Origin of the sequence: Spirulina subsalsa PCC 9445 (assembly GCF_000314005.1) — a bacterium.
Taxonomy (GTDB): Bacteria; Cyanobacteriota; Cyanobacteriia; order Cyanobacteriales; family Spirulinaceae; genus Spirulina_A; species Spirulina_A subsalsa.
Genome location: NZ_JH980292.1, coordinates 2977590 through 3002902 on the forward strand (window position 1 = coordinate 2977590; position 25313 = coordinate 3002902).

Genomic DNA, 25313 nt, shown 5'->3' on the forward strand with positions numbered 1-25313 from the left:
GCAATCTTATCATCTCGATAAGATGGATTAGACAGTTACTAAGGATTATGTAATGTCCTCGGCGGACGGACTATTTTCTATTCTAAATGAAAAAGCGATTGTACTCTCTGCGGTTTATTTTGTTATGCAGTCTCCTCTTGAAGCTCAAACGGTTCTCAATCAACGGTATCGTGTCTTACGGGTCTTAGGTCAAGGCGGTTTCGGTCGTACTTATCTGGCACAGGATGAGGGGCGATTCAATGAATTGTGTGCGATTAAGGAATTATTTCCCAATCAAAGTGATCCTGATGCGATCGCCAAATCTAAGGAATTGTTCCAACGGGAAGCCAGTACCCTGTACAAAATCCAGCACCACCAGATCCCCCGTTTTCAAGCGACGTTTGGGGAAAATGGACGCTTGTTTATTGTGCAGGACTATGTGGAGGGGAAAACCCTTCAGGAGTTGTGGGAGTTGCGACGACGGGAGGGGAAACGGTTTGAGGAGGAGGAAGTCCGGCGACTGGTGGAGCAGTTGTTACCTGTTTTGGGTTATTTACACGACCAGGGGATTATTCACCGGGATTTGTCGCCGGGGAATGTGATTTTGAGAGAGCGCGATCGCCTTCCGGTGTTGATTGATTTTGGGGTGGTGAAGGAGTTGGCCAGTCGTATTCGTTCCGCCGATCCCCAAACCGCTTTAACGACGGTGGGTAAGGTGGGGTACGCCCCCCCGGAACAAATCCAAACGGGTCAAGTTTACCCCAACAGTGACCTGTACGGGTTAGCGGTGACGGCGGTGGTGTTATTGACCGGGAAACCGCCGAATGAGTTGTTTGATGGGGTGAATTTGCGCTGGCAATGGCAACGGGAAGTTCAGGTGAGCAAACCCTTTGCCCAGGTGTTGAATCGGATGTTAAGTTATCGACCCGGCGATCGCTTTTCGTCGGTGGAGGCCGTACAAAGTGCCTTAGCCGAAGCCCCACAGCCCCCACAAACTGGGAGCGCGCCCACAATGGCCCCCGTGTCCCAAGTGGCGACTATTGCCGTGGGGGGGGCGCCCTCGCGTCCTACGCCTTCTCCCCCTCCTGCTCGTCCGGATCCAGTGATTCCCCGACCTCAAACCGACTCCCCTTTCAGCAGTTCCGCCGCCGTTGTGGGGTTAACGGTCTTAATTGGTGCGATCGCCGGATTGACCACGTGGGGCATTGTGATGGTCTTCAATCGTCCCTCAGTTCCCCCTCCCGTTACTGAAACCCCCAGCCCTTCCCCCACCGAAACCCCCAGCCCTGAACCCTCCCCGGAAACCATCGAGCAAGCGGTTCAATTACGGGCGGGTGAGGTCTTCTCCGAACGAGGACAACTGTCAGAAAATATGACCTTAAATTACCGTTTACGGGGGGAAAATAACCAACGCCTAACAGCCTTTGTCGAAAGTAACGGCGTGTGGTTTAGCGTTTTGAATGCTCAAGGGGAACTGATCGCCCCCAACGCCCGACGGGTGCAAAGTTGGCAAGGCTCCCTCCCCACCACCGGGGATTATACCGTGCAGTTAACCCCCATTCCGGGGGCAACCGAGCGGAATTATCGGGTGGAACTCCGGTTAGAAGCCGCCCCTGCCCCGACCCCCACACCTACCCCTACACCCACACCTACCCCCACCCCCACACCTACCCCTACACCCACACCTACCCCTACCCCCCAAGAACCCACCTACAACAGCCAAACCTTAGAAATTCCTGCCACTTCGGAGGGGATTCCCCTGGCGGTGCGCGGTGAAACCAGTCCCACCACAATTAAGCGCTATTTGGTGGAAGTAGAGGCAAATCAGGTCTTAAAGGTGGAAGTGATGCGCGGGGGTGTTACCTTGCAGATTCGCCGTCCTGATGGCAATTTAATCCCCGATGCCGAGGGGATTGTGTCCTGGGAGGGACAAGTTCCTACAGGGGGATTGTATCAAGTGGATGTAATAGCCTCCGAGTCCGCCAACTTCCTGCTGAACATCGGAGTGCAAGCCATGACAGAATAGTTGGGAAAATGCACCCTCTCTTCTCGTCTGTATTACCCGTAGCCCAAAGGCAAAATGTGGGGGTGATTGCGATGAAAGTTCCAGCTTATGGGCGTTTATTTAAACCGGGTGTTTTACGGGGCATGGGGGAAGCCTTCGGGTATAGTCTCTCCCAGGCCGGAGTACATTGTGCCGTAATTGCGGCCGAGTCCATTCCTCAGTTAGAGGAAAATGTAGCTGTTGCCCGGGCTTTTCAGCCCTTATCCGAGGTTGCTTTACGCGAAATTCAAAACAAAACTGCCCAGAGTTGGCAAAATAGCACGTTTTTCCGGGCTTGGAGTTAGCTAGACCTGCATATCCGTTACTTGGCGATCTTGCCTCTAGGTTTTTCCCAGAAAACTAAACCTTAAAGAATAAGTATTCTTGTCCTAAAGGTTTGCTAGACTAAAAAAGACGATTCCCCCTCACCCAGAGGAGATAATTGATATGACCATTTCCTTGGATTGTGAGATTCTCTACCCCGACAGTGATGGTCAGCCCATGGCAGACAATACCTTACAATTTCGCTGGATTGTCCTAATTAAAGAAAACCTAGACCTACTTTTTGCTGACCAGCCTGATGTTTTCGTAGCCGGGGACTTACTCTGGTATCCCGTAGAAGGTCACCCAGAAATCCGCGTCGCTCCCGATGCTCTCGTAGCATTTGGCCGCCCCAAAGGAGAGCGAGGGTCTTATAAACAGTGGGAAGAGGATAATATTGCTCCCCAAGTCGTGTTTGAAATTCTATCTCCCGGCAATCGTTCAGGGGAAATGAGCAAAAAGCAGCAATTCTATGATGATTATGGAGTAGAAGAATATTATATTTACAACCCAGACCGGAACAATTTACAGGGATTTTGCCGTACAGAGTCGGGATTAAGAGCGATAGAAGAAATCCAAAACTGGACAAGTCCCCGTCTAGGGATTCGGTTTGTTTTAAGTGCGACCATTTTGGAACTGTATCGTCCCGATGGGCGAGGATTCTTGAGCTTTTTGGAGTTGGAACAACGAGCCGAACAAGCTAACCAGAGGGCCCAACAAGAACGCCAACGAGCCGAACAAGAACGCCAACGAGCCGAACAGGAGCGCCAACGAGCCGAACAAGCTGACCAACAGGCAGAACTCGAACGCCAACAGGCCGAACAGGAGCGGCAAAGGGCGGAACTCGAACGCCAACGAGCCGAACAAGCTGACCAACGGGCAGAACAAGAACGCCAACGGGCCGAGCGATTGGCCGCACAACTGAGAGCGTTAGGCATTGACCCTGAAAGCTAAATTCTGGAGTTTGCCATTCTTCCCCTAAAGCCCCATTTTGAGCCATTGAACAATCTGTTCTGCGGTGAGATTTAATTCAATCCCGGCTAAGGTGGGGAGGGAGTTTTGGGCGCTGATGATGACGGGAGGGCGATCGCACCAAAACACCAAAATACTCCGATCATCGGGATCTACAAACCATCCCAGTTGACTCCCCTGCTCCATACAGTACAGAATTTTGGCAATCACTTGATTGACTTTTTGTTCAGGGGAGAGAATCTCAATCACCCAATCGGGGGGGATTTCAAACCGATCGGGGACTTCTCCATCCGGCAGAAAGGGGATGTTGTGCCACTGGAACACCGCGATATCTGGGACAAAAGAGCGATCGCCAAAGGTACAGCGCAACTCTGGAAACGCATAGGCAATCTTATCCCGTTTGGCAACCTGATTAATCGCATTACAGACTTCATATTGTAAACAGCTATGTCTTCCTTTCGGCATGGGTTTTTGACTCACTTCTCCAGCAAAAAATTCACAAGCAGGTTCAGTTTCTGGTAATGCCAAAAACTCCGTTAGGGTCAGTTTTTGGGTTTGTTGCTTTTCAGTAGCAATGGTCATATTTTTTGAGCCTCCCGTTATTTTTTTGTTGACTCATCTTTAAATCACGTATTGTCACTAGAAAATAGGTCATAGGTATATTTAAGCCCGCATTTCTCCCCATATTTCCCCCCCTTCCAAAGGGGGGCTGGGCGGGATAATATTTCCCCCCTTCCAAAGGGGGGCTAGGGGGGATAATATTTCCCCCTCCGACTCTAACCAAAACTCAACGCCTTTCCTCGCACTTCCGTATGAAGCACCCCCTGTTCATAGGCCACCTGACCCCCGACAATGGTATATTGTGGCCAACCTGTGAGCATCCAGCCCTCAAAAGGACTCCACCCACACTTAGAAACCACCTCCTCCCGCAAAACCGGGCGTTCTCGCTCCAAATCCACCAAAATCACATCCCCATCATAGCCCACCTCAATTAAGCCCTTGTTGGGGATGTTATAGCCCTTAGCCACAGCCGTAGACATCCAATTGACCACCTGTGCATAGGTACAGCGCCCCCGTTTGGCTTGGGTTAACATCAACGGCAAAGAAGTTTCAACCCCCGGCATCCCCGAAGGTGATAAAGGATAGGGTTTCGCCTTCTCCTCCAAGGTATGGGGGGCGTGGTCTGTGGCAATAAAATCAATCACCCCATCTAATAAAGCCCGCCATAATACCTCATTATCCCATTCCGTTCGTAGGGGGGGATTCATTTGGGCTAAGGTGCCGATTTTCCCATAAGCACTTTCATTTAATAACAAATGTTGTGGCGTAACTTCTGCTGTCACCCAACTGGGTTTTTCCTGCCGCAAAAATTCCGCCTCAATCCCCGTGGAAAGATGCAAAATATGTAAACGGCGCTGGTATTTCTTCGACAATTTCAACGCCAACTGAGTCGCATTTAAAGCCGCTTGGGGGTCTTGAATTTTCGAGTGAACGGCTGGGTCGGAAAAATCGGTGAATTGCTGACGGCGCTCATTAATCCGTCCTTGGTCTTCCGCATGAACGGCAATTAACCGCGTTCCGGTGGCAAAAATGGGTTCTATTTCGGCCTCGGTACTCACTAATAAAGCCCCATGAGCAGACCCCATAAATATCTTAATCCCACAGCTAGGGTTTGCCTCTCGCAGGTCGGGTAAATTTTCTGGAGTTGCACCCATAAAAAACCCGTAGTTAACCAGACATTTCTGGGCAGCCCGTTGTAATTTATCATCGAGGGCGGCCTGGGTGGTCGTTAGGGGGCGGGTGTTGGGCATTTCGAGAAAAGATGTCACCCCACCCCGCGCACAGGCACAACTGGCTGTAAAAAGGTCTTCTTTGTGTTCGAGGCCCGGTTCCCGGAAATGGACTTGGGGGTCAATTACACCGGGCAAAAGGGTTAAACCTGCTGCCTCAATGATTTTCTCGCCATTTTGGGGTTCTAGTTCAGGGGCAATGGCGCTGATTTTGCCTTGTTCAATGCGTAAATCTCCCCGCAAGAAATCCTGATTGGGGAGCAAAATCTGAGCTTGACGGATGAGTAAATTAGCAGTCATCGTAATTGGGGGGAATGTTCGTCCTGTTGCCTCAGTGTAGGACGAGTGGGCTGTATCGAATCAGACGTTAATCAAATCTGTGGTAAGATTTGGAACAGAATCCAAGCCAAAGGTTAGTCCTTGGCTTTCTGGTCTGAGGGCAAATCCTGATAGAAAATGAAAATCAGGATATTGCTCGATATTTTCTAATTTTACCCTGTTTTTAATACCCCTTGAACCAATGACTCGAATTGTTTGTCTAGCCAATTCTTGGAAACATGGAGAACGCTGCATTGCGGGAATTGATACGTTTAAAAAACAGTGGATTCGTCCCATTTCTGATTTAGAAAAAGGGAAAATTTCCAAGGCTATGCGTCAAATTAATGGCATTGAACCCGCTTTATTAGAGGTTTTGGATATTCCCTTAGCGGTAACGCCGAGTGAGGAGGATTGGGAGCGGGAAAACCGGGTGCTGTTAGCGGGAAAATGGAAACGATTAGGTCAGGTTTCGGTTGATTTTCTCAAGCCTTTCTGTGAAAATGAAGGGTATATTCTGCACAATGATCAACGATATGTTACAATGGAATATTTGCAATCTTTACCCTTGGAAGAACGCCAGACGTTGCAGTTAGTGGAAGCGGTGGATTTTCGGGTGCGTTCAACGGGCAAACGGTTTGAGGGGGTGGAGAAGTGGTCGGGGACGGTGATCACGGTCGGGGGACAGGAAATGACGGGGATGATTACGGATCCGGTGTTGAATCGGCGGTTGAGTTTGGGGGATAGCCCGCCTTCTCGTTGTTTGGTGACGTTTAGCCTCAGTTGGCCTTGGGTGCCGGGGGGGTGGAAGGAAGACGGGAATCCCTGTTGGAAGTTAATCGCGGGGGTTATCCCCTGCTCTGCATAATACGATACATCCCCAATAGGCTAGAAATATTGTGCTGGATGTAGTCGATGCGGATTTCAAATTCGGTGATGCCTTTACGGAATGCGCCGAGGACTTTTGGGGGGCGGGGTAGGTAGAGGGCGGTTTCGGGGTAATACTGGGTGTGGAGTTGGAAGGTGATGCCTAGCTGTAGGGCTTCAAAAATCAAGTCTGCGGCTTCTGGATTGCCGGAGTCTTGGGCGAGGTGGTAGGCGGCACAGAGTCCCTCCATACGGACGGCGGTGGGGATGGTGAGGGGGGGATAGTAAAAACTACCTAACCAGTCGATGTCGAGAGGGTCGCGGTTTTGGGCTTGAGCGATCGCATCGGCAATTCGTCCGGCATGGGTTAGGTAGAGGGCTTGGGGGCGTTCGGGAAAGAGTTCCTGGAGGGCGTAAAGCAGCCAGTGATCATGGGGGAGGAGTTCGTCGGGGACGGGTTCCCGTTTCTTAATGAGGGTGGTGGCGGCGGTTTCGGCACTGTCTAACCAACTGGTATCACCCGTCAAACGATAGAGGCGCAACAGGGAGAGGATGGCCTCGGCGGGGTAGTATTGGGAGACAAATTGACTGTCGGTGCCGTCGGGATAGGCTTGTTTATGGAGGGTAAAGGTGCCGTCGGGTTGTTGCAAGCTACGGATGCGTTTGCCGAGTTCTAAAATAATGGGAACGTAGGGTTTATCTTGGGTGAGTTCGGTATATTTGGCGAGGGCAATGATGGTTAAGGCGTTGCCCCCTAGTTTGGCATAACCTTCTTCTACGATACAGGTTCCTACGCCGGGGGAGGGGGCGGGGTGCATGGATTGAAGGAGGTAGGAGATGGCGGAAAGACAGACTTCGAGTAGTTCTTGGTCTTGGGTGACTTCGTAGAGTTCGAGGAGGGCGTAAATGGTTCCGGCATGGCGCAGGATGTTGTATTCTGCGGGGGTTTGGTCGGACTGGGGAAGGTAACGATAGAGAAATTGTCCCTCGGTGTTGAGGGAGGCTTTTAAGTAGTTGCCTCCGTTGATGGCGGTTTCTAGGATTTGGTCGGGGGAGAGGGTTTGATAGTTAAAGATGCGATGCCCCCGAAAGAGGGGTTTTATGGTTTTACTGTCGCTGAAGAAACTCTGAGATTCAAATTGATAAAATTTGATTTCTTTGGCCTGCTGAATGCGTTCGTAGGCGGCTAGTTGTTGGGGGTAGGGTTGCAAGTATTTTTTTATACGTTGGGGTTGTAAGTGTAATTCGGGATTAACGAGGTTGTGGAGGTGGAGGTGTTCGGGGAGAAAGGCAATTTGGGAGTCGGCATCAAAGGCTAAACCGTAGAGGCTCCGTTCAAGGGGGATGGGGAGGTCAGAGTTTAAACGATGCACTGGGACGACTTTCTGCACGATGTCGAGTTTGACCCAGAGAATAGAGGGGGGAAGGTGGGGACGCAGTTGGGCGATCGCATTTTCCACGGCCTGGCTAATCCCTCGCCCCCCTCCCCAAGCACATTGGGCGGTTGTTTCGCCATCACTCACGGATATAGCCACCAGACGAGGACTTTGGTCTGTGTTGAGGTGGGCGGGAAAATTCAGGGGTTCTTGGGGGTTTTGTAAGGTTGCCCCAATGGAATAGGCGATCGCTTCAAGATCCATTGCTGCCAAAACCAATAGGTTTTGAATATCCCCAAACCAAACTTTTTGTTGCGTCATGGTTATCCCGTTCAACCCTTTACCAATTTCCAATTTATCTTACATCTCTTCTTTGAGGGGTCAGGACAAAAGCCCCCCTCTGAGCTTAGGGCGGGCTGAATCACAATAGGGAACAGGGGAGATGGGCTATGTCAGTAAAAATACTGTTATTTGCAAAACTAAATATTTTGTTTGTTCTCCCTATAAATGCTTAAATATTTTCCACAGTCTACAGTAAAAGCTATATATATCAAGGCTTTTGGGGCTAAACAATTAGTATCTGAAGTAAAATAAACGGCGTTTAAAATTCTGCGGTTCTCTGTAAAGATTAAATAAAGATTGGCTATTTTTTATACAAAGTCACTACGGGATCGGTTAAATTAGAGGATAGGAAGGAATAGGAATCATCAGGGGTAATCATCTACAACCCAATTATTGTGCTTAGAGAACAGGGGACCAGGGACGATGATGACTCAACTTCTCGCCAAACCGTTACAAATTGCTACTGTGAGCGCTGTTTTGCTGGCGATCGCAACTTCTGCCACCCAAGCCGCCTCCCTCACTTGGAACTACGCTGCGGACTCCTCCTCGGATGGGATTAGTGCCTTGGGGGTGGGTTCCCTCAGTGAAAATGAGATGTTTGGGTTAGCCTATGCTCAAGACTCGGAAAACATTTACTTTGCCTTTAATAGCAATCTCTCCTTAGGGGGTAGCAATCCTTGGGGAGATTTCTTCTTAAACTTCAACTACTGGCAAAACCCCAGCATTGACAGTTCCTTGACCAATGGCAACCTATTAGCGGTTCACTTCGACGCAGACAATCAATCCGGGGCAACGCAAGGATTAGGGCTTTATCAACTCAACCCGAACGACAGTCTGCTCTTTACTGCCGACTTTGCCAACTATGACGAGTACAATCAACCCGTGTGGGAGTCTGGCGGTCAAGTTACGAATATTACAGGTTTAGGGATTGGAGAATCTCAGAATTATCTCGGCGCTTATGGTCGTTCCGTTATGGGTAGCGGGACTAAAATAGGCGACATTCAGCTTTTCGAGCAGAACCAACTCACCTTACTGGGTTTAGATTTTTCTAGACAACCTCTTGGCAGTTCTATCTTTGGCTTTAGTTTTGCTCGTTCTCTCTTACCGGATGGGAATTTAGATTGGATTGGTCATGTAATGGCACAATCTGGAGCCGACACAATGGGCATAATCGGGCAATTTCAACCGGGTTCTGCCTTTCCTCCACCTCCCAATCTCGATCCCACTCCTTCCCCTAATCCAGATCCGAATCCTCAATCCGTGCCGGAACCTTCCGCTTTAATGGCTATGGTGGTTGCTCTAGTGGGATTTTGCACTCGTAAATCTCGCTAGGGAATCGAGAAAATGCGGTTGATGCCCCTACGAACCTAATACAATGTAGGGGTTTAGGGCATAAACCCTTTTAGCCTAGGGGACGAAACCTAAACAGAGTTTTGACAGCCAATACAGTCCACCTTGTTTCCGCAAAGTGATCAGCGCGTGATATTGGATAGTTATTTTTTCTTTTTTTTGGATTATGGGATATGGCGATCGCACTTTCTCCTGAACATCAGCAAATCCTCTACCAGCACGCCGAAGAAACCTATCCTCAAGAGTGTTGTGGGGTGTTGGTGGGTCGGTTTCTCCCGACACCTCAAGGGGAAGATAGGGGGGATGCCCTCGGACTTAAACAGGTGATTACCGTGTTTCCCACGGAGAATCAGTGGAATAGGGAAATTGCCCAAGCCTTGGGAGATGTGGCGGGAATGCCGGAACGAGATGCCACCCCAGAACATAATTTCAGCATTGCCCCAGAGGATTTATTGCGCATTCAAAAAAGGGCGCGCGATCGCCATTTAATCATTGTCGGCTTCTATCATTCCCACCCCAACGCCCCCGCCCGCCCTTCTGCCTTTGATCAGGCGATCGCTTGGAGTGACTATTCCTATCTCATCCTCTCAGTACAACAGGGCAAGACCACAGAACTCACCAGTTGGGTTTTAGATGAAAGGGGGGAGTTTAGGCCCGAAGTGATAGATCAGCAACTGTGAACCCATATCCTAGGGAGAATTCATAAATTCCCCCCACCAAAATCTACGGGTTAATTTTCAACCCGTAACCGTTGGGTAATAATCGTCATGCCATCATGGCGGACAAGAATAGCTGATAACCAATGGGGTTCCGTTTGTTGGGGAGCGCGTCCCACTTTAAACAACCCTCCCGCTTGTAACAGTTCTAGATCAAAATCTCCCGGATTTAAATAGCGATCGCCTGTCACCTTCTCATTCATTGCTCCCCCTAATAGGAGTTCACCCCCCAGAGGTTCCTGGACAATCACATCAAAATTAAATCGTTCCCCCGGTTTCACCCGTTCCGGTAAGCGGACATCCACTTGTGGGGGATTCTCCCCGACTAACATTTCCGTGCGTTCCGAGAGGATATCTTGTCGGACAATTTGCTGATTGCGGACATATTGGCGCGATCGCACCGTTGAGGTCATTTTCACCGAACGACTGGCCAACGGTTGAGTTCCCCGGATTTCCGTCACCGTCTCCGCCACCCAAAGATCCCCCTCTTGCCCCCAAGACTCCAGCCGCGTGGTATAGTTCACCTCAGCAAACCGTTCCCACAACTGGTTAAGGCCTCGGAAAAACGCCTCACGTCCCACATCATCCGATGTCGCAAAATCCGCACTGAAAAAATTCTCAATCGTCTCTAAATCTTGCTGATTGGCGGCCGTTTCCAGAGACTCCAACAAACTCGTTAACTCACGCGGAGCCGAATTTACCGACTGCGCTTGTGCCACTGTCGCCACTCCCACCGTCAGACTCGCACTTAACAGCGCCGAACAGATGGCCGGCCAAAACCCTCGTCGTTTCATCAAACCTTGCTTCATCCCAATTACTCCAAAACGACCCAGCCAACCCCAAACCAGCACCCGCAAAAGCAGAACCTTAAACTCTGTCCCCTCGGAACTTGTAGGGCTGTTGGCTCTTTGATTGTGACATCCTCCCGACACCGACCCTACGGGTACGGTGCGGGCTTCCCCATATCACTATGAGGCTTTCCTGCTTCTACGGGAGGCTCTAGATGTCTTTTTAGGGACATCCCCGATCACCTCTTCCTCTACAGGCAGCTTGACCCCCAGTCCAAGGGCTGCAAGTCCACGCTGCTCGACTATCATCGCCGCAGCAACGTCCCTATCAGTTACAAACCCACATAGTTGAGGTTTAACACGAATAGTAGCTTATTGACATCAACCTATTATATAGCCAACCTACCTGAGTCGTGCAAAAAAAGCTCGCCTACAATCCAGATAGGACAATAGCCTAGAGTTCACGTCTCATTAGGACTAGCTATACAATATGTAGGGCTTGCTGAATAAGTCCGAGAGTTGGGGAATCGGGAGTCGGGAGTCGGGAATAGGCAATCGTGCCAGTTTTAGATGATCTATTCCCTGTTAAGAGTTCCCTGTTCCCTTGTTGAGCCTAGCATCTGGTGTTATTCAGCAGACCCTATGTAGGGATAAATTGTCACTCCCTAGTAAATGATTGTTGGTTAATTTTCGGGGCATCGAACCCCTCAATTAACCGTCTTTCATCCCGACACTGACATTTGCTACGCAACGCTTTGCGTTCACTTCGTGACGCTTTGCTACGCAACGCTTCGCGAACGTGAACGCGAACGTACAGTGCGGGGCTTCCCGACGATGAGCTAACACCCGTTTGGGGAATCGTCCGCTCTAGGGTTTAGGGTATGGCGGAGAGGGGGAATTGAGGTCAGGATGGGTTGTTGGGTTTCGCTCTCGCTCCACCCAACCTACACATAACGAACCGAGTTGGGTTTAATTTCGCCCGACCCACTTTTCCCCATTGAGGCGTTGGAGCGTGTACAACACCATCAAATCTAAGGTAACTTTCCGTTCATCAATCATAAAAGATTCTAAGGTGCTGGGGGGTTTGCCATAGGTGCTGGAAGAAAAACCCTTAGCTCCGGTGATACTTTCATCAAAATAGTAGAGGTTAAACTGGCGATCGCCTTTTTGCCATCTTCCCTCAACCTGCCAGCAAGACTCCTGAACCCCAAAGCTTTTGGGGAGAGGCTTATTCTCAAAAGCCAATTCGACATCTTCGATGCCTTCTTTAGCAAAAGCCGCTTGTAAGGCTGGGGTAAAGTGTTGTTCCATAAACTCCCCAAAAGGTTTATCTTCAACGGCGGGGGGTTTTTCCTTCTTCGGAGGTTTCTTCGCGGCTGCCTTTTCTGTCTCTTCTGCCATAATCTTTAATTCTGAGGATAGGTTTGCTTGCAACTCCTGACTATTCTACAAAGATCAGGGGGTGAGCGAAAACCCACCCCCCAGATAGAATCTAACCACCCGCCACAGCAGGCACAATGCTAACTTCATCCCCATCACTCAGAGGCGTGTCCATATTCTCCAAAAAGCGAATATCTTCACTGTTGACGTAGAAGTTAAGGAAGCGGCGAATTTTCCCGGTTTCATCACAGATGCGGTCTTTGATGCCGGAGTGGTCTTTTTCTAAGACCTCAATCAATTCTGTGATGTTGCTTGCTGTAGTTTCAATAACAGCTTGATTGTTGGTGAATTTTTGCAGAGTCGTTGGAACTAATACTTTTATGGCCATCGTTCTTGTTAATTAAGAGAATTAAGAATTGTAGGTTGAGTCAAACGCAATGCAACCCAGCATTTTACTATGAGTCGCTGACCCGTGAAAACAAATCCCTATTCCCCCATATTCCCCCCATATTCCCCCCCCTTCCAAAGGGGGGCTAGGGGGGATAAATCCAGTCCTCCCCTTCCAAAGGGGGGCTAGGGGGGATAGTCCTTAAACTAACACCTGCTGCCAATCTAAACGCTCAAGGGTTTGGGCGCGTTCCCAAGCCCGCTCGAAACTGTCCAGTTTAGCCTCAATGGTGAGGGGTTCGCTGATGTAACCTTGAACCGCTTCTTGAGTCTTTAAGCCGTTGCCCGTGATGTAAACAACGGTGGTTTCATCAGGGTCAATTTTGCCCGCTTCCACCAGTTTTTTCAACACCGCAATGGTGGTTCCGCCTGCGGTTTCGGTGAAAATCCCCTCGGTTTCGGCTAAGAGTTTGATTCCCTCAATGATTTCTGCATCGGTAGCGGATTCAATATTCCCGCCCGTTTTGTGGGCGAGTTCAAGGGCATATACTCCATCGGCGGGGTTGCCAATGGCGATGGATTTGGCGATGGTGTTGGGTTTAACGGGGGCGATAAAATCCCGGCCGTCTTTGAAGGCTTGGGCAACGGGGGAACAGCCCTCCGCTTGAGCGCCACTACAACGCACGGGTTTATCTTCGACTAAACCCACTTTGACGAATTCTTGGAATCCTTTGTAGATTTTGGTGAAGAGGGAACCGGAGGCGATGGGGGCAACGATATGATCCGGGAGTTGCCAGCCTAGTTGTTCGGCGACTTCAAAGCCGAGGGTTTTGGAGCCTTCGGAGTAGTAGGGGCGGAGGTTGATGTTGACAAAGCCCCAGCCGTAGGTGTTGGCGACTTCCGAACAAAGGCGATTCACCTGGTCATAATTGCCTTTAACGGCCATGACGGTGGGGTTATAAATCAGGGTCCCGAGGACTTTTCCGGCTTCGAGATCCGAGGGGATGAAGACACAACATTCTAGGCCGGCGTGGGCGGCGATCGCGGCTGTGGAGTTGGCGAGGTTTCCGGTACTGGCACAGGAGACGGTGGAGAAACCAAATTCTCTAGCGCGGGAGAGGGCGACGGAAACGACTCGATCTTTAAAACTCAGGGTGGGCATATTTACCGCGTCGTTCTTAATGTAGAGGTTCTTAAGACCGAGGCGACGGGCTAAACGAGTAGATTTAACGAGGGGAGTCATACCTGTGCCGACATCAATCACGTTGTCGGTGGCGACGGGCAGAAAAGGACGATAGCGCCAGATGGAATTCGGGCCGGCGGCGATGGTTTCCCGGCTGACTTGATGGCGGATTTTGTCGTAGTCGTAAGCAACTTCTAAGGGCGCAAAGGTTTCTTCGCAGATGTTGATGGGCAACAAATCGTATTCGGTGCCGCCTTCTTTCGATACCAGTTTGGTGAAGGTGGCGGAATCGGAAGTGATGATGGGGTCTTGGGTTGCGATCGCCTGAGTCATATAATCTGCCTCTCTCTAATCAATCTCGTCAATTTCGATTGATAGTAGCACAGGTTACTTTTCACGTCAAACAATCCCGACTTTTTTTGTCGGGATTGTTTGACAGGGAATAGGCAAGAGGCAATAATGATCAATTCCCCCTTTCCCCCCTTCCAAAGGGGGGAACAAGACGGGGGGAAAATACGGAAGTCCCCCTTTAGAAGGGGGATTTAGGGGGATTCTACTCAACGAGGGGAAAAACTCACCTCTTCTCACTGCGTTAAGGTATCCCCCCTAGCCCCCCTTGGGAAGGGGGGGAAATAGGGGAAGGCAATCCGGAAGTCCCCCTTGGGAAGGGGGGGACTGGAATAGCCGCCCTTTGGAAGGAGGGGACAAGAAATAATTCACCCATCCCGACTCTTTGGGGATCCAGAAAAAACCACGGGGATCCAGTTCTTGCTATGGTGATTGCAGCTAACATGGTGTCAGCGTTAGTTGGGTGTGCTGATAAAGTATTGATGATCAAGAGGGCGACAGTCTGAACCTCGCGGAGCTATAGCTGGCAATGAATTTAGAGAAACAGCCCTTAACGATTCCTTGGTTTAAACTCGCCCTGACGAGTATTTTGGTTTTCTCCTTGGTATTGCGGTTTTGGCGGATTGAACAATTTAATACCTTGGTCTTTGATGAGGTGTATTATCCCGTCTTTGCCAATCGCTACTTAATCGGGGAACCTGTCTATAATGCTCATCCCCCCCTCAGTCAACTGATTATTGCAGTGGGAATGTGGCTAGGCTCCCATTTACCCTTTGGTCAGGATGTCACCAACAGTTTAACGGGCTCCATTCGTTCAACCTTTAGTTACCGTTGGTTAAATGCCCTGACTGGATCTTTTATTCCTGTGGTGATGGGTGCGATCGCCTATCAAATCACCCTTCAACGCTCCTATGGCCTCCTTGTCGCCCTGTTTGCCGCCCTTGATGGCTTATTTCTTGTCGAGTCCCGCTATGGCCTCAATAACGTTTACCTCGTCTTATTTGGCTTACTCGGTCATCTCTTTTGCCTCCTAGCCCTCCACAGTCCCCCCCAGTCTCGTCGTCGTCCCAGTCCTCGACGCTTTCGCCATTACCAACGGGGACGCTTTCGCTGGATTCGCCGCATCAGTGACCGCGTTTCCGTCGCTTGGAGTGAACGCCGTCCCCTCACCCGTCGTCAGCATCTCGCCTTATCCGGTGTATTCTGTGGCTTATCGGCAGCCATCAAGTGGAATGGTTTAGCCTTCCTCCTCGGACTTTATTTAATTTGGTTTCTCGCTTGGTTATTACGTTGGAGTCGAGGCCGTGCCGAACAAAATTATTCCCTCTACTCCTCCCACAGTCTCCCCCTCAACGGTGCTACCCCCCTGCAAAACCTCACCCAACTGAACCTACTTCACATCCTCTTTTATTGGCTCTTAATTCCTGCCGTCACCTATGCCCTGACTTGGATTCCCCACTTAATCATGAATCCTCAGCCCGGTTTCTGGGAAATGCACAGCAAGATCCTCCGATTTCATCAAGAAGTCGGTAGCGGCCCGGATATTCACCCCTACTGTTCCCCTTGGTATAGTTGGCCCTTTATGTGGCGACCTGTGGCCTATTTTTACTATACGACCCAAAACCCCGAGGAGATGATCCCCGCCTATCCCCCTCTCCCCCCCGGCATTGGCTCAATCATTTATGATGTTCACGCTATGGGCAACCCCTTTTTATGGTGGTTTTCCAGCGCGGCCATTCTATTATTAATTCTGGTGGTCATCCAACAGTGTTGGAGCGGGAAAATTAGGAAATCTAGCCTCAGTTTGCCGATGGGTTTAGTTCTCTATGGGGTGGTGAACTATTGCGCTAATCTCTTGCCTTGGATGAAAGTTTCCCGGTGTGTCTTCATCTACCACTATATGGGAGCGTCGGTTTTTGCTACCTTTGCCTTGGCTTGGATGATTGATAATTGGCTACATCACCCTCGCCCCCTCTACCGCTATTTGGGCTTAGGTGCGATCGCCTTAGTCATCATCGCCTTCTACTTTTGGCTTCCCCTTTACCTCGGTTTACCCCTTTCCAAAGAAGGCTATCAGATACGAATGTGGTTCCGCAATTGGATTTGAAACAATCAGTTAAAATGGGCTGTAGTTTTGTGGAAATTGATTCGACGTGAAACTTGGGGACTGGATTGGTTTACTCTGTTTAATTCTGTCTGGTGTGATTCTCTGGGAGTTTCGCCAGATTTTGCTGTTGTTGTTTACGGCGATAGTGTTGGCGATCGCACTCAATAGTTTAGTCCGCTGGATTCAGCACATCCTCCGTCAACGACAGATTAAGCTCTCTCGCGGAAAAGCCGTCTTAATCGCCCTCACCGTTGTCTTGATTGGGGCAACACTGTTTATTTCCCTGATCCTCCCCCCCTTCATCAACCAGTTTCAGAAACTCATTCCCAAAGTCATTGAAGGCCTTGCCCTCCTTGTGACTTGGGTGACCGACTGGTTGAGAGATCCCCCCCCTTGGTTTCCCGATGTTAACGTAGAACCCCCCAAATTCTCCGAACTCTCTCAACAAATTGGCAGCTTATCTCAAAACCTCTTGGAGAATGTCTTAGCCTTTTTCTCCAATTCAATGGCGGTTTTGTTGCAAGTCCTGCTCATTCTGATCTTTACCATCATGTTTTTAGCCAATCCCCCGGCCTATCGGAATTTGTTGCTCTTACTCTTCCCCTCCTTTTACCGTCGTCGGGCGAACATGATTCTCGCCCGTTGTGAGGTGGATTTATTGGGCTGGATGCAGGGGATTTGTTTTAACTCCCTCTTTGTAGCGGGTTTATGTGCTTTTGGCTTAAGTCTGTTAGATGTACAGTATGTTCTCACCCATGCTTTACTGGCCGGGGTGTTTAACTTTGTCCCCAATATTGGCCCCTTTGCGAGTGCAGTGTTTCCCGTGTCGGTTGCCCTGCTTGACTCCCCAGTAAAAGGCGTTTCGGTGATTGTCCTGTATGTGATTGTGCAGAATTTAGAAAGCTATTGGTTTAGCCCCATGATTATGCACAAACAGGTTTCTCTACTCCCGGCCGCTACTTTAGCCGCCCAATTGTTCTTTACCACGTTTTTGGGCTTTTTGGGCTTGGTGTTGGCTCTGCCTTTAGCCGTGATTGCTAAAGTATGGATTGAGGAAGCTTACATTAAAGATGTATTAGACCATTGGAATAGTGGTCCGGCTTTTTTGGTGGAGGCAAAAGGGCTAGATGAGTCAGGACTCTTAGAGGAAATGGTCACGCCGGAGGCGATTTCTCCTGCTTCTGATGACTCTTCTGCTGAAACATCACAAAGCCCTGAATCCCCAGAGCAGGGGGAATGAAACACTCACCCTATGCGCTGAAGCGCTACGACGAACGAACCACTCACAGTTAAACTATGACCCTTTCTGAGAATTCCCCGTGGCGTAAGGAAATTACGACTCTTCCCCCTTGGCTCCGTCGTCCGATTGGCAAAGCCAGCGATTTGTCTACGGTGCAACAGATTATTAAACAACGACAAATTCACACCATTTGTGAGGAGGGACGTTGTCCCAATCGGGGGGAATGTTATGGCCGAAAAACAGCCACTTTTCTTTTAATGGGTCCCACTTGTACCCGATCTTGTGCTTTCTGTCAGGTGGATAAAGGCCATGCTCCCATGCCTTTGGATGCTGATGAACCGCAAAAAGTGGCGGAGTCGGTGGCTTTGTTGGGATTGCGCTATGTAGTCTTAACCTCGGTGGCTCGGGATGATCTGCCGGATGGGGGAGCAAGTTGGTTTGTGCGTACTATGGAAGCCATTCGAGAACAAACCCCCACGGCTCAGATTGAAGTGTTGACTCCGGATTTTTGGAGTGGGAAGGGGGGCGCGGTGAGTCAACGGGAGCGGGTGGAGCAAGTGGTGGGGGCGACTCCAGCTTGTTATAACCACAATATCGAAACGGTGGCTCGTTTACAGGATCGGGTGAGACGGGGGGCGAAGTATGACCGCTCTCTGGCGGTGTTGGAGATGGTTAAGGAGATGAATCGGGAGATTCCCACAAAATCGGGTTTAATGTTGGGTCATGGGGAGACGGAAGGGGAGATTGTCGAGACGTTGCGGGATTTAAGGGCGGTGGGATGCGATCGCCTCACCTTGGGTCAATATATGCGCCCGTCTCTGGAACATCTCCCGGTCGAGAAATATTGGACTCCCCAAGAGTTTGAACAGTTGGGAGAAATTGCCCATTCCCTTGGCTTTAATCATGTTCGTTCGGGTCCCTTGGTGCGCAGTTCCTATCATGCAGGGGAATAGTGAATAGCCAAAACTCTTTTATTTTAGGGAACGGGGAACGGGAAGGGGGAGGTAATAGGTAATAAGTCTTAATTCCTTGTCTCCCTCTCTCCCCCTCCCCCCGACTCCCTAGGGCGCAAGCATTCATTGGTGTCAACTTAAGGGAATGGGATCCCAAATTAGCCGAGAAAGAGCGTCTTTTTGTCGATGTCGTTTTCTCTCGGCTTTGATCAGACCAAATAACTTGGCTCGCTCAGCTAAATATGCCACTGTATCAGGGTTTTCGCCTCGCAGCACAGCTTTAGCCACATAGTATAAGCTACGGAAAACCATCTCCACAGAGATTTTTTCCTTGGGTTGATGAAGTGCGATCGCTACTTCGGCGACTAATTGGTTTAAAACCGTGTAAAAAATCAAAGTGGAGAGAATCTGGATTTGTACACCATTAATATGTCCCACCCAAACATAGGCTAACCCCAAAAGACGTTTAGTGAAGGAAAAGGCTTCTTCAATTTTCCACCTTCTCCGATATAAATCACAAACTTCTTGAGGAGAAAGATGCCGAGCGTCAAGGACATTAGTTAAATAATAATACCAAGTTTTACCCCAGAGCACAGAAACTAATCGAACGGGATGATGACAAGGATTAGAACGATGCAGAAAGAACTCGTTGAACCTGATAAGATGTCTGGCCTCTCATTCGGGTGATAAAAAACTTATTTTCTTGAGTAAATTGGTCAAACCAGCTAAAAGAAAAAAAGCCCAGATCAAAAATCAATAAGCCCGATTCAGGGAGAGTTTCTAAGAACTCTTTACCCCAAATTTTATCATTACATCGAGCATTTTCTTCATACCACATTGTTACAGGAACTTGGGTCAAAGCTTCGACTATCACCATGATTTTTCCGGCAAGTTCCCCAGATTCTTTCGGGGCGATTTTTAGCCGTTTCCGAAGCTGTTCTAGGGTTGAACCATCTGCTATCCACAGAGCGCTAAATTTTTCCCTTACAGTTTCCCCTTGTTTTTCTAAGGGATTTTTCTTCGCAACGTCTGGTCTTTTGTCTAACAGTCTTTTGAGGAGAACAGCAAAAATTTCTGCGGGAAAATTCATCAATCTTTTAGAGACAGCTTGTTTACTGACTTTTAACGGTTTTACCCACAACAATCCTTCTTCTTGCAAAAGTCTCACCGCTTCACTTAATCCGGGGATATTTCGATAGACCAAACTCACCACTAACGCTACCATGACGGGCAGAGTCAACAGTCGCTCTCTCATCAGTTTCTCATGATTACCCTGTACATATTTTAACGGGGTAAATAAGCAAGGGGTTAAATATTCTTTCAGTTCTTCTACCAATTGAGGAATTTCTAATGCTGGGGTTTGACGCTGACGACGTAAATCTGGATTCCCCTCTTTTCTAGGCCGTTGCTTTGCTCTCTTTTTCATCTTCCTTTCCTCTCTCTTACTTATTTCATTTTCTTCTTCCCTCTGGTTTTTCCCATTCTTTTCTTTTTCCCCTCTCTCTCGTTAAGTTGACACCAATGGCAAGCATTGCGCCCCTACACCGACACCCGACACCCGATTCCCGACTCCCGATTCTGGTCACTGAGCGAAGTCGAAGTGCCGATTCCCCATTCCCTGTTCCCTGTTCCCCGTTCCCTAATTCGACAGCTTGGGATCCCAAATGCCGATATAAATGCGATCGCGCTGATCTCGGCTAATAGTGCCACTAAAGGAGGAGGTACTGAAAGCCCGTCGGTCTGCCTGTCGATTATACACTTCTCGTAATCCCTGCGTTGCGGCAGCACTTTGTTCTCCCCCCAAAAGTTGCCCCATCACCCGTTCAATGTCTTCTAAACTCACCGCTTGATTAAAGGATACTTCGGTTTGACGGAGGAGGCCTGTCTCTGTGTTGATGATATAGCCCAAATTGACCAAATTCGGCACATGGTTCATATAGGAAAGCGCCCTAGTTCCCTCCCAATACCCCCGACGATCAAAACTGGGGCGGCCTAATTGGGCTTCGATTTCCTCCCGGGTGCTGCCGGGGGTGAAGATGGGGACTTGTGAGGAGAGATTTGGGGAGGGAGAGGGGGAAGGAGTGGGACTGGGAGAGGGAGAGGGACTAGGACTAGGAGAAGGACTGGGAGAAGGGGAGGGGGAAGGAGAAGGGGAAGGAGAAGGACTGGGAGAAGGGGAGGGAGTGGGAGTGGGACTGGGAGAAGGGGAGGGAGTGGGACTGGGACTGGGGGTTTCTAAATTGGTGGATTGAGGGGAGGTATCGCGGAAGAGGGCAAAGCCAATCCCTGCCCCGAGAAGGGCAATGAGGGCGGCCAGGAGGAGAAGGGGGAGGGGAAGGCGATCGCGCTGGGGGGTGATTTTGGCCGGAGCAGTCCCTCCTGGTGTGGGTGCAGCCCCTCCCACAGCGCCTCCTACGGCCACTGTGGCCATTGTGGAGGAGACTTGGGGGGTTAGAACCGGGGTCAGGGCGGCTAACATGGCCGAAGCGGTAGGATAGCGATCGCGGGGATGATAACAAATCGCCCGGTCAATCACTTGGGCTAACCCTTTATCGAGGTCGGAAACACTGTCTCGCCATAGAAACTCCCCGGTTTCAGGATCAACGCTTAAGGTTTGGGGGAGTTTCCCCGTCCAGAGAAAAATAGCCGTTAATCCCAAAGCGTATAAATCACTGGAGTAGAGGGGACGACCTGCGGCCTGTTCACTGGCCATAAAACCGGGGGTTCCAATGGCAACGGAACGGGTAACATTGCCGTAGGTGTTGATGAGGGTTCCCATGACTTCTTTCACGGCTCCGAAGTCGATTAAAACGGGAGTGCGATTCCTGGGGAAGGCTTCGCCACCGCCTAGTGTCTCGGAACCAGAACCGCGCTGACGTAAAATAATATTTTCGGGTTTAATGTCTCGGTGAATAATCCGCTCCCCGTGAACCACTACCAACACCTCCAACAGATGCCGGAGAACCGTCCCCACCTCTTGCCCAGAGCGAGGCCCTTCGTCTTGTACCCACTGCTTGAGTGTCACCCCCTCAATCCACTCCTGCACCAGATAAAACTCGGACGCTTCGGAAAAATAGGCATAGAGTCGAGGGATTGCGTCGTGTTTACCTCCCAAGGCTTCTAAGGTAGCCGCTTCCCGTTGAAAGCGGTGTTTTAGTTCTTCGGGTTGGGAGACGGGAAAAGCGGGTTTTAATTGTTTAATCACACAGCGACGCTGGGAGGGTAAGTGGGTGTCAATGGCTAAATAGGTTTGCCCAAACCCACCACTCCCGAGGGTTTCTATAATTTGATAACGGTTATTGAGTAGTGTTGTGGGAGTCATTCATTTAGGAATCAGTAAGTAGGGCTGGCTGAAAAAGTCGGGAGTCGGGAGTCGGGAGTCGGGAGTCGGGTGTCGGGTGTCGGGAGTTGGGAGTTGGGAGTCGGGAGTCGGGTGTCGGGAGTCGGGAGTCGGGAATCGGGTGTCGGGTGTCGGGAGTTGGGAGTCGGTGTAGGGGCGCAATGCTTGCGCCCTAGGGAGTCGGGAAAAGACAATAGTCAAGAGTTTTGGCTATTCACTACCCACTATTCCCCTGCTCCCCTGCTCCCCTATTCCCTATTCCCTATTCCCTATTCCCCGTTCCCTGTTCCCCACCCGTCATTGATTGGGCAAACTGACCGTCAGGGGAATTTCTTCCACAGCGGGGAGGGTTTCTAAGGCTAAAGGAGAGGCGGCACTTTCGCCGGATAACTGTTTGAGCAGTTTGGGTCTAGGATCATGGAGGAGGTAGATAATTTGATCTCCCGCTTGCCATTGTTCAGAGGCGATCGCAATATTTAACCCATCCCCCCGTTGAACCAATAACGGCAACAGTTCCCCAGAACGGATTAAAGCCTGTAAATGGGCTTGTTGAAACTCCAAACCCGAAGCCCTTAAGATCGTTTTGCCTAACTTCACTTGACCCTCCCGAATGTACTCATTCCAAGTCTTAATCTTCAACTGCGGCACAAAAGCCTGATTGATTTTTTTCTTCTTCTTGCCCGAATGATTACTATTTTGGTCATTTTGCGGGAAAATCGCCAACACGCGAGGGGGTTCAAACTCCTCAACCGCCCGTTGTGCTAGGACTGAATTCACCTCCCCATTACTGGTTAATGCCAAAAACGTCCCAATGGAATGCACCCCAATATCCGCCAACATATCCACATCCAAAGCGCTACTCTGCACCACCGAGAGATTCTCCTCCTGGGCGATTTCGCAGGCCTCGGGGTCTGTATCAATCATCACCACGGACTGACCGGATTCTTGGAACAAGCGCCCCACCAGTCGCCCCAAGGGATTACAGCCAATAATTACCGCCCCCGTTGCTTCTTGGGTGGTAATCTTCAACCCTTTGGCTACCCACCGGGCGGATAACCCCTGAATAAACACCGTCATCATGATGGTTAAAAACACCAGTGCCTTGATGGAGTCTCCCCCGGTAATGCCTTGTTGGGTCAGCAAAATGGCAAATAACGAAGCCACAGAAGCCGAAACAATCCCTTTGGGGGCAACCCACGCGAGAAATAATTTTTGTCGCCAGTTCAGGGTGCTAGTCCAAGTACAACAAATCACACTGATGGGACGCACAACCAACATCAAGGCCAACACCGTCCACACACTGCCCCAACCCAGCGCAAACACACTATCAATGGACAGATCCGCCGCTAACAGGATAAATAAGACCGACACCCCTAAAACGGTTAATTGCCCCTTAAAGCGTCTTAACATCCGTTCTTCGGGCAGGGAGGAGGCTCTGAGGACGATTCCGGCTACCACTGTGGCCATTAACCCGGACTCACTGCGCAGAAACTGGGACAGACCAAATAAAGCCCACACTCCAGCCAAAACGACCAAATTTTTCAAGTCTTCTGAGAGGACATTAAAGCGTTTGAGGAACAGACCCAATAACCACCCCCCTAAGCCACCAATGGCCGCCCCAATGCCTAAACGCAGGAACAAACTACTAAAAATCTCTAGGGGTACCGCGTCGCTGTTTACAATAGTGTCGAAAACAACCACCGCTAAAATCGCCCCTACTGGGTCAATGAGTACCCCTTCCCCTTCCAAGAGGGTGGCAACTTGACGGTCTACGGCTACTTGTTTCAGCAGGGGACTAATGACCGTTGGCCCGGTGACGACGACTAAGGCCGCGTAGAGGAAAGCAATAGACCAAGGGAACTCACCCAACCAGTGAGCGGCCATCCCTCCCCCTAACAGGGTGATGAGGGTGCCTAGGGTGACAAGATTGCGTAAACTCCCGGAAACTCGCCCTAATTCCCGTAATTCGAGGTTTAAACCGCCCTCAAACAGGATAATGGCAACGGCTAGGGAAACTAAAACCTCTATACCTAATCCTAAGTCGTGGGGGTGAATGATATTGAGGCCATCGGCGCCTAATAAAATCCCGAAGAGTAGGAGGAAGACAATACTTGGCACCTTAATGAGTTCACCCAAAACTTGGGCGCTGATGCCTGCGAGAACGGCAATCACGATGATTAGGGTCAGTGTAAATGATCCTTCCATAGGTGTTTTAGGCAGGCGATCGCATTAGCCAGACGGTTAGGGTATTCTCTATTCAGGGTAGCACTGGACTCGAATTAACGCTTAGGGGTTGAGCAAATTGGGAGTAATTGGGATCTTTCGGCGATCGCTCAGGAAGGCTATGACCCACTTGGGAGGGCGCGAGGTGGGGGAGTGGGTCGCTATTTCTGTTCAACGCCTCATCACCTGAGCTAGGGCTTGCTGAATAACTCGGAGCGTAGGGAGTCGGGAGAGCGACCCGATTAATCCTCTTCTGTCACTCTCGAAGAGTTTAACGAATCTTCGCTATCACAGCCAAGGAGAGAATCAGGGTTTGAACCTGATTTGACAGAAGAGAGTTCAATAACGTCTCAAGTCGTCCCACCACTGAATAACAACCCAATGCCGAGTAGGGCGATGAACACCCCTAGAACCGCACGGGGGCTAATCTGTTCTTTCAGGAGGGCGGCCAAGGGGAGGACGAAGAGGGGGCTAGTGGCGAGGAGGGTTTGAGCAATTCCGGCGGGGGCGAGTTTAAAGGCGGTTTGTTGTAGCCAGATGCCTAGATAGGTGCCGAGGAGGGCGGCTAAGGCGATTGCACCCCAAAGCTTGGGAGAACGCAAAATCTGCCCTGTTGGGCGTGTTTGCCCGGTTTTCAGCAGGGCTAAGAGCAAGATAATCATCCCCATACCCCCCAGCAATCTCAACAGGGTACTCCAGAGGGGGGTAAGATCAGATTGGACTAAAGCGGTGCGAGACAAAACCGCCCCTAGGGCTTGGCAGAGGGTGGATAGAACTCCCCAGAGTAGCCCTTGCTTTAAATGGGCGGAATCTCTCACCCAGTCAGGGGTTCGTTCGGCAATCACCCAGCCGACCCCCAATAAAACCAGCACAATCCCCAACCAAGCGCGGAGGGGTAGGGTTTCCCCGAGGAATAACCAAGCCAAACAAGCGGTAAGGGGTGGGGCGAGGGTTTCTAACAACAGGGTACGACGAGCGCCCAATTTACTCAGGGCGAAGAGGAAGGCGGTATCTCCTACGCCAATTCCAATCCCCCCACTAATGAGGAGCAAAGCTACGGGGCGTAAGGCTTGGGGGGGGATGGCATCACCACTGACTAGGAGGGTGAGGGTTAAAAGGGCGATCGCAATTCCCCCTTTAAACAGATTCAACCACAGGGGGGCAAAGCGTTGACCCACTTGGCCATAAATCGCCGTTGCCAGCGCCCAACACAGCGCCGCCCCTAACGCGGCCAGCGCCCCCAGTTGCCACTCCCCCCCCAATAGTGCCAAATCCATCCTTTCTCCCATGAA

The 25313-nt window shown here is 50.3% G+C and carries 20 protein-coding genes and 2 pseudogenes; 9 read left to right on the forward strand and 13 right to left on the reverse strand.

The genetic code is table 11. The annotated features are described in order from the left end of the window. The first annotated feature begins 52 nt into the window (after positions 1 to 52). The 3 genes from SPI9445_RS0113545 (at position 53) to SPI9445_RS0113555 (ending at position 3298) form a co-directional block, all read left to right on the forward strand. Positions 53 to 2005, forward strand: coding sequence for a serine/threonine-protein kinase (locus SPI9445_RS0113545; RefSeq protein WP_017305297.1), 1953 nt, complete (start codon positions 53 to 55; stop codon positions 2003 to 2005). A gap of 8 nt (positions 2006 to 2013) precedes the next feature. Next, the gene (locus SPI9445_RS0113550; protein ID WP_017305298.1) at positions 2014 to 2328 is read left to right on the forward strand and encodes an aldo-keto reductase family protein; all 315 of its coding nucleotides are present in this window, start codon (positions 2014 to 2016) and stop codon (positions 2326 to 2328) included. A 142-nt stretch (positions 2329 to 2470) separates the two neighbouring features. Next, complete coding sequence (locus tag SPI9445_RS0113555) at positions 2471 to 3298, forward strand: Uma2 family endonuclease (RefSeq protein WP_017305299.1); 828 nt, start codon at positions 2471 to 2473, stop codon at positions 3296 to 3298. A gap of 24 nt (positions 3299 to 3322) precedes the next feature. On the opposite strand, the gene SPI9445_RS0113560 is transcribed toward SPI9445_RS0113555, so the two are convergent. After that, positions 3323 to 3898, reverse strand: coding sequence for a Uma2 family endonuclease (locus SPI9445_RS0113560; RefSeq protein WP_017305300.1), 576 nt, complete (start codon positions 3896 to 3898; stop codon positions 3323 to 3325). A gap of 194 nt (positions 3899 to 4092) precedes the next feature. Continuing rightward, positions 4093 to 5406 (reverse strand): dihydroorotase, encoded by a 1314-nt coding sequence (locus tag SPI9445_RS0113565; protein WP_017305301.1) that lies wholly within the window; start codon positions 5404 to 5406, stop codon positions 4093 to 4095. A 220-nt stretch (positions 5407 to 5626) separates the two neighbouring features. Here SPI9445_RS0113565 and SPI9445_RS0113570 point away from each other — a divergent pair, with 220 nt between their 5' ends. Beyond that, the gene (locus SPI9445_RS0113570; protein ID WP_017305302.1) at positions 5627 to 6289 is read left to right on the forward strand and encodes a dual OB domain-containing protein; all 663 of its coding nucleotides are present in this window, start codon (positions 5627 to 5629) and stop codon (positions 6287 to 6289) included. Here SPI9445_RS0113570 and SPI9445_RS0113575 read toward each other — a convergent pair. Then, positions 6270 to 7985 carry a glycoside hydrolase family protein gene (locus tag SPI9445_RS0113575; RefSeq protein WP_017305303.1) on the reverse strand — a complete coding sequence of 572 codons (1716 nt, stop codon included), beginning with the start codon at positions 7983 to 7985 and terminating at the stop codon, positions 6270 to 6272. The two genes, SPI9445_RS0113570 and SPI9445_RS0113575, sit on opposite strands and share 20 nt — an antisense overlap. Positions 7986 to 8429: 444 nt before the next feature. On the opposite strand from SPI9445_RS0113575, the gene SPI9445_RS0113580 reads away from it, so the two are divergent. After that, positions 8430 to 9338 (forward strand): XDD3 family exosortase-dependent surface protein, encoded by a 909-nt coding sequence (locus SPI9445_RS0113580; RefSeq protein ID WP_017305304.1) that lies wholly within the window; start codon positions 8430 to 8432, stop codon positions 9336 to 9338. 191 nt (positions 9339 to 9529) lie between these two features. After that, positions 9530 to 10036: a M67 family metallopeptidase gene (locus SPI9445_RS0113585; protein WP_017305305.1), complete on the forward strand. Its 507-nt coding sequence runs from the start codon at positions 9530 to 9532 to the stop codon at positions 10034 to 10036. Positions 10037 to 10086: 50 nt separating this feature from the next. Here the strand turns inward: SPI9445_RS0113585 and SPI9445_RS0113590 are convergent, their stop codons facing one another. The 5 genes and pseudogenes from SPI9445_RS0113590 to thrC all read right to left on the reverse strand — a co-directional run bounded on the left by SPI9445_RS0113590 (position 10087) and on the right by thrC (position 14143). Further along, a complete protein-coding gene (locus SPI9445_RS0113590) occupies positions 10087 to 10881 on the reverse strand; it encodes a nuclear transport factor 2 family protein (RefSeq protein WP_071525352.1) in 795 nt (264 codons plus the stop codon). Between the two features lie 159 nt (positions 10882 to 11040). Beyond that, a pseudogene (locus SPI9445_RS32130) lies at positions 11041 to 11205 on the reverse strand (transposase); the annotation flags it as partial. Positions 11206 to 11829: 624 nt separating this feature from the next. After that, positions 11830 to 12261 (reverse strand): DUF2996 domain-containing protein, encoded by a 432-nt coding sequence (locus SPI9445_RS0113595; protein ID WP_017305307.1) that lies wholly within the window; start codon positions 12259 to 12261, stop codon positions 11830 to 11832. A 91-nt stretch (positions 12262 to 12352) separates the two neighbouring features. After that, complete coding sequence (locus tag SPI9445_RS0113600) at positions 12353 to 12628, reverse strand: MoaD/ThiS family protein (RefSeq protein WP_017305308.1); 276 nt, start codon at positions 12626 to 12628, stop codon at positions 12353 to 12355. Between the two features lie 201 nt (positions 12629 to 12829). Continuing rightward, complete coding sequence (gene thrC / locus SPI9445_RS0113605) at positions 12830 to 14143, reverse strand: threonine synthase (protein ID WP_017305309.1); 1314 nt, start codon at positions 14141 to 14143, stop codon at positions 12830 to 12832. Positions 14144 to 14687: 544 nt separating this feature from the next. On the opposite strand from thrC, the gene SPI9445_RS0113615 reads away from it, so the two are divergent. The 3 genes from SPI9445_RS0113615 to lipA are packed head-to-tail and all read left to right on the forward strand — an operon-like array spanning position 14688 to position 18458. Next, positions 14688 to 16265 (forward strand): dolichyl-phosphate-mannose--protein mannosyltransferase, encoded by a 1578-nt coding sequence (locus tag SPI9445_RS0113615; protein ID WP_017305311.1) that lies wholly within the window; start codon positions 14688 to 14690, stop codon positions 16263 to 16265. A 46-nt stretch (positions 16266 to 16311) separates the two neighbouring features. After that, positions 16312 to 17505 carry an AI-2E family transporter gene (locus SPI9445_RS0113620; protein ID WP_017305312.1) on the forward strand — a complete coding sequence of 398 codons (1194 nt, stop codon included), beginning with the start codon at positions 16312 to 16314 and terminating at the stop codon, positions 17503 to 17505. 56 nt (positions 17506 to 17561) lie between these two features. Beyond that, the gene (gene lipA / locus SPI9445_RS0113625) at positions 17562 to 18458 is read left to right on the forward strand and encodes a lipoyl synthase (protein WP_017305313.1); all 897 of its coding nucleotides are present in this window, start codon (positions 17562 to 17564) and stop codon (positions 18456 to 18458) included. A 132-nt stretch (positions 18459 to 18590) separates the two neighbouring features. Here the strand turns inward: lipA and SPI9445_RS27010 are convergent. The 5 genes and pseudogenes from SPI9445_RS27010 to SPI9445_RS0113645 all read right to left on the reverse strand — a co-directional run bounded on the left by SPI9445_RS27010 (position 18591) and on the right by SPI9445_RS0113645 (position 25298). Continuing rightward, positions 18591 to 19884 (reverse strand): annotated as a pseudogene (locus SPI9445_RS27010) (IS4 family transposase). 213 nt (positions 19885 to 20097) lie between these two features. Beyond that, positions 20098 to 21780, reverse strand: coding sequence for a serine/threonine-protein kinase (locus SPI9445_RS0113635; protein WP_017305314.1), 1683 nt, complete (start codon positions 21778 to 21780; stop codon positions 20098 to 20100). Further along, positions 21781 to 21999, reverse strand: a complete 219-nt coding sequence (locus SPI9445_RS30595; RefSeq protein WP_164674525.1) for a hypothetical protein — start codon at positions 21997 to 21999, stop codon at positions 21781 to 21783. Positions 22000 to 22095: 96 nt separating this feature from the next. After that, the gene (locus SPI9445_RS0113640; protein WP_017305315.1) at positions 22096 to 24003 is read right to left on the reverse strand and encodes a cation:proton antiporter; all 1908 of its coding nucleotides are present in this window, start codon (positions 24001 to 24003) and stop codon (positions 22096 to 22098) included. Positions 24004 to 24371: 368 nt separating this feature from the next. Further along, positions 24372 to 25298, reverse strand: coding sequence for a DMT family transporter (locus SPI9445_RS0113645; RefSeq protein ID WP_017305316.1), 927 nt, complete (start codon positions 25296 to 25298; stop codon positions 24372 to 24374). Positions 25299 to 25313: the final 15 nt, after the last annotated feature.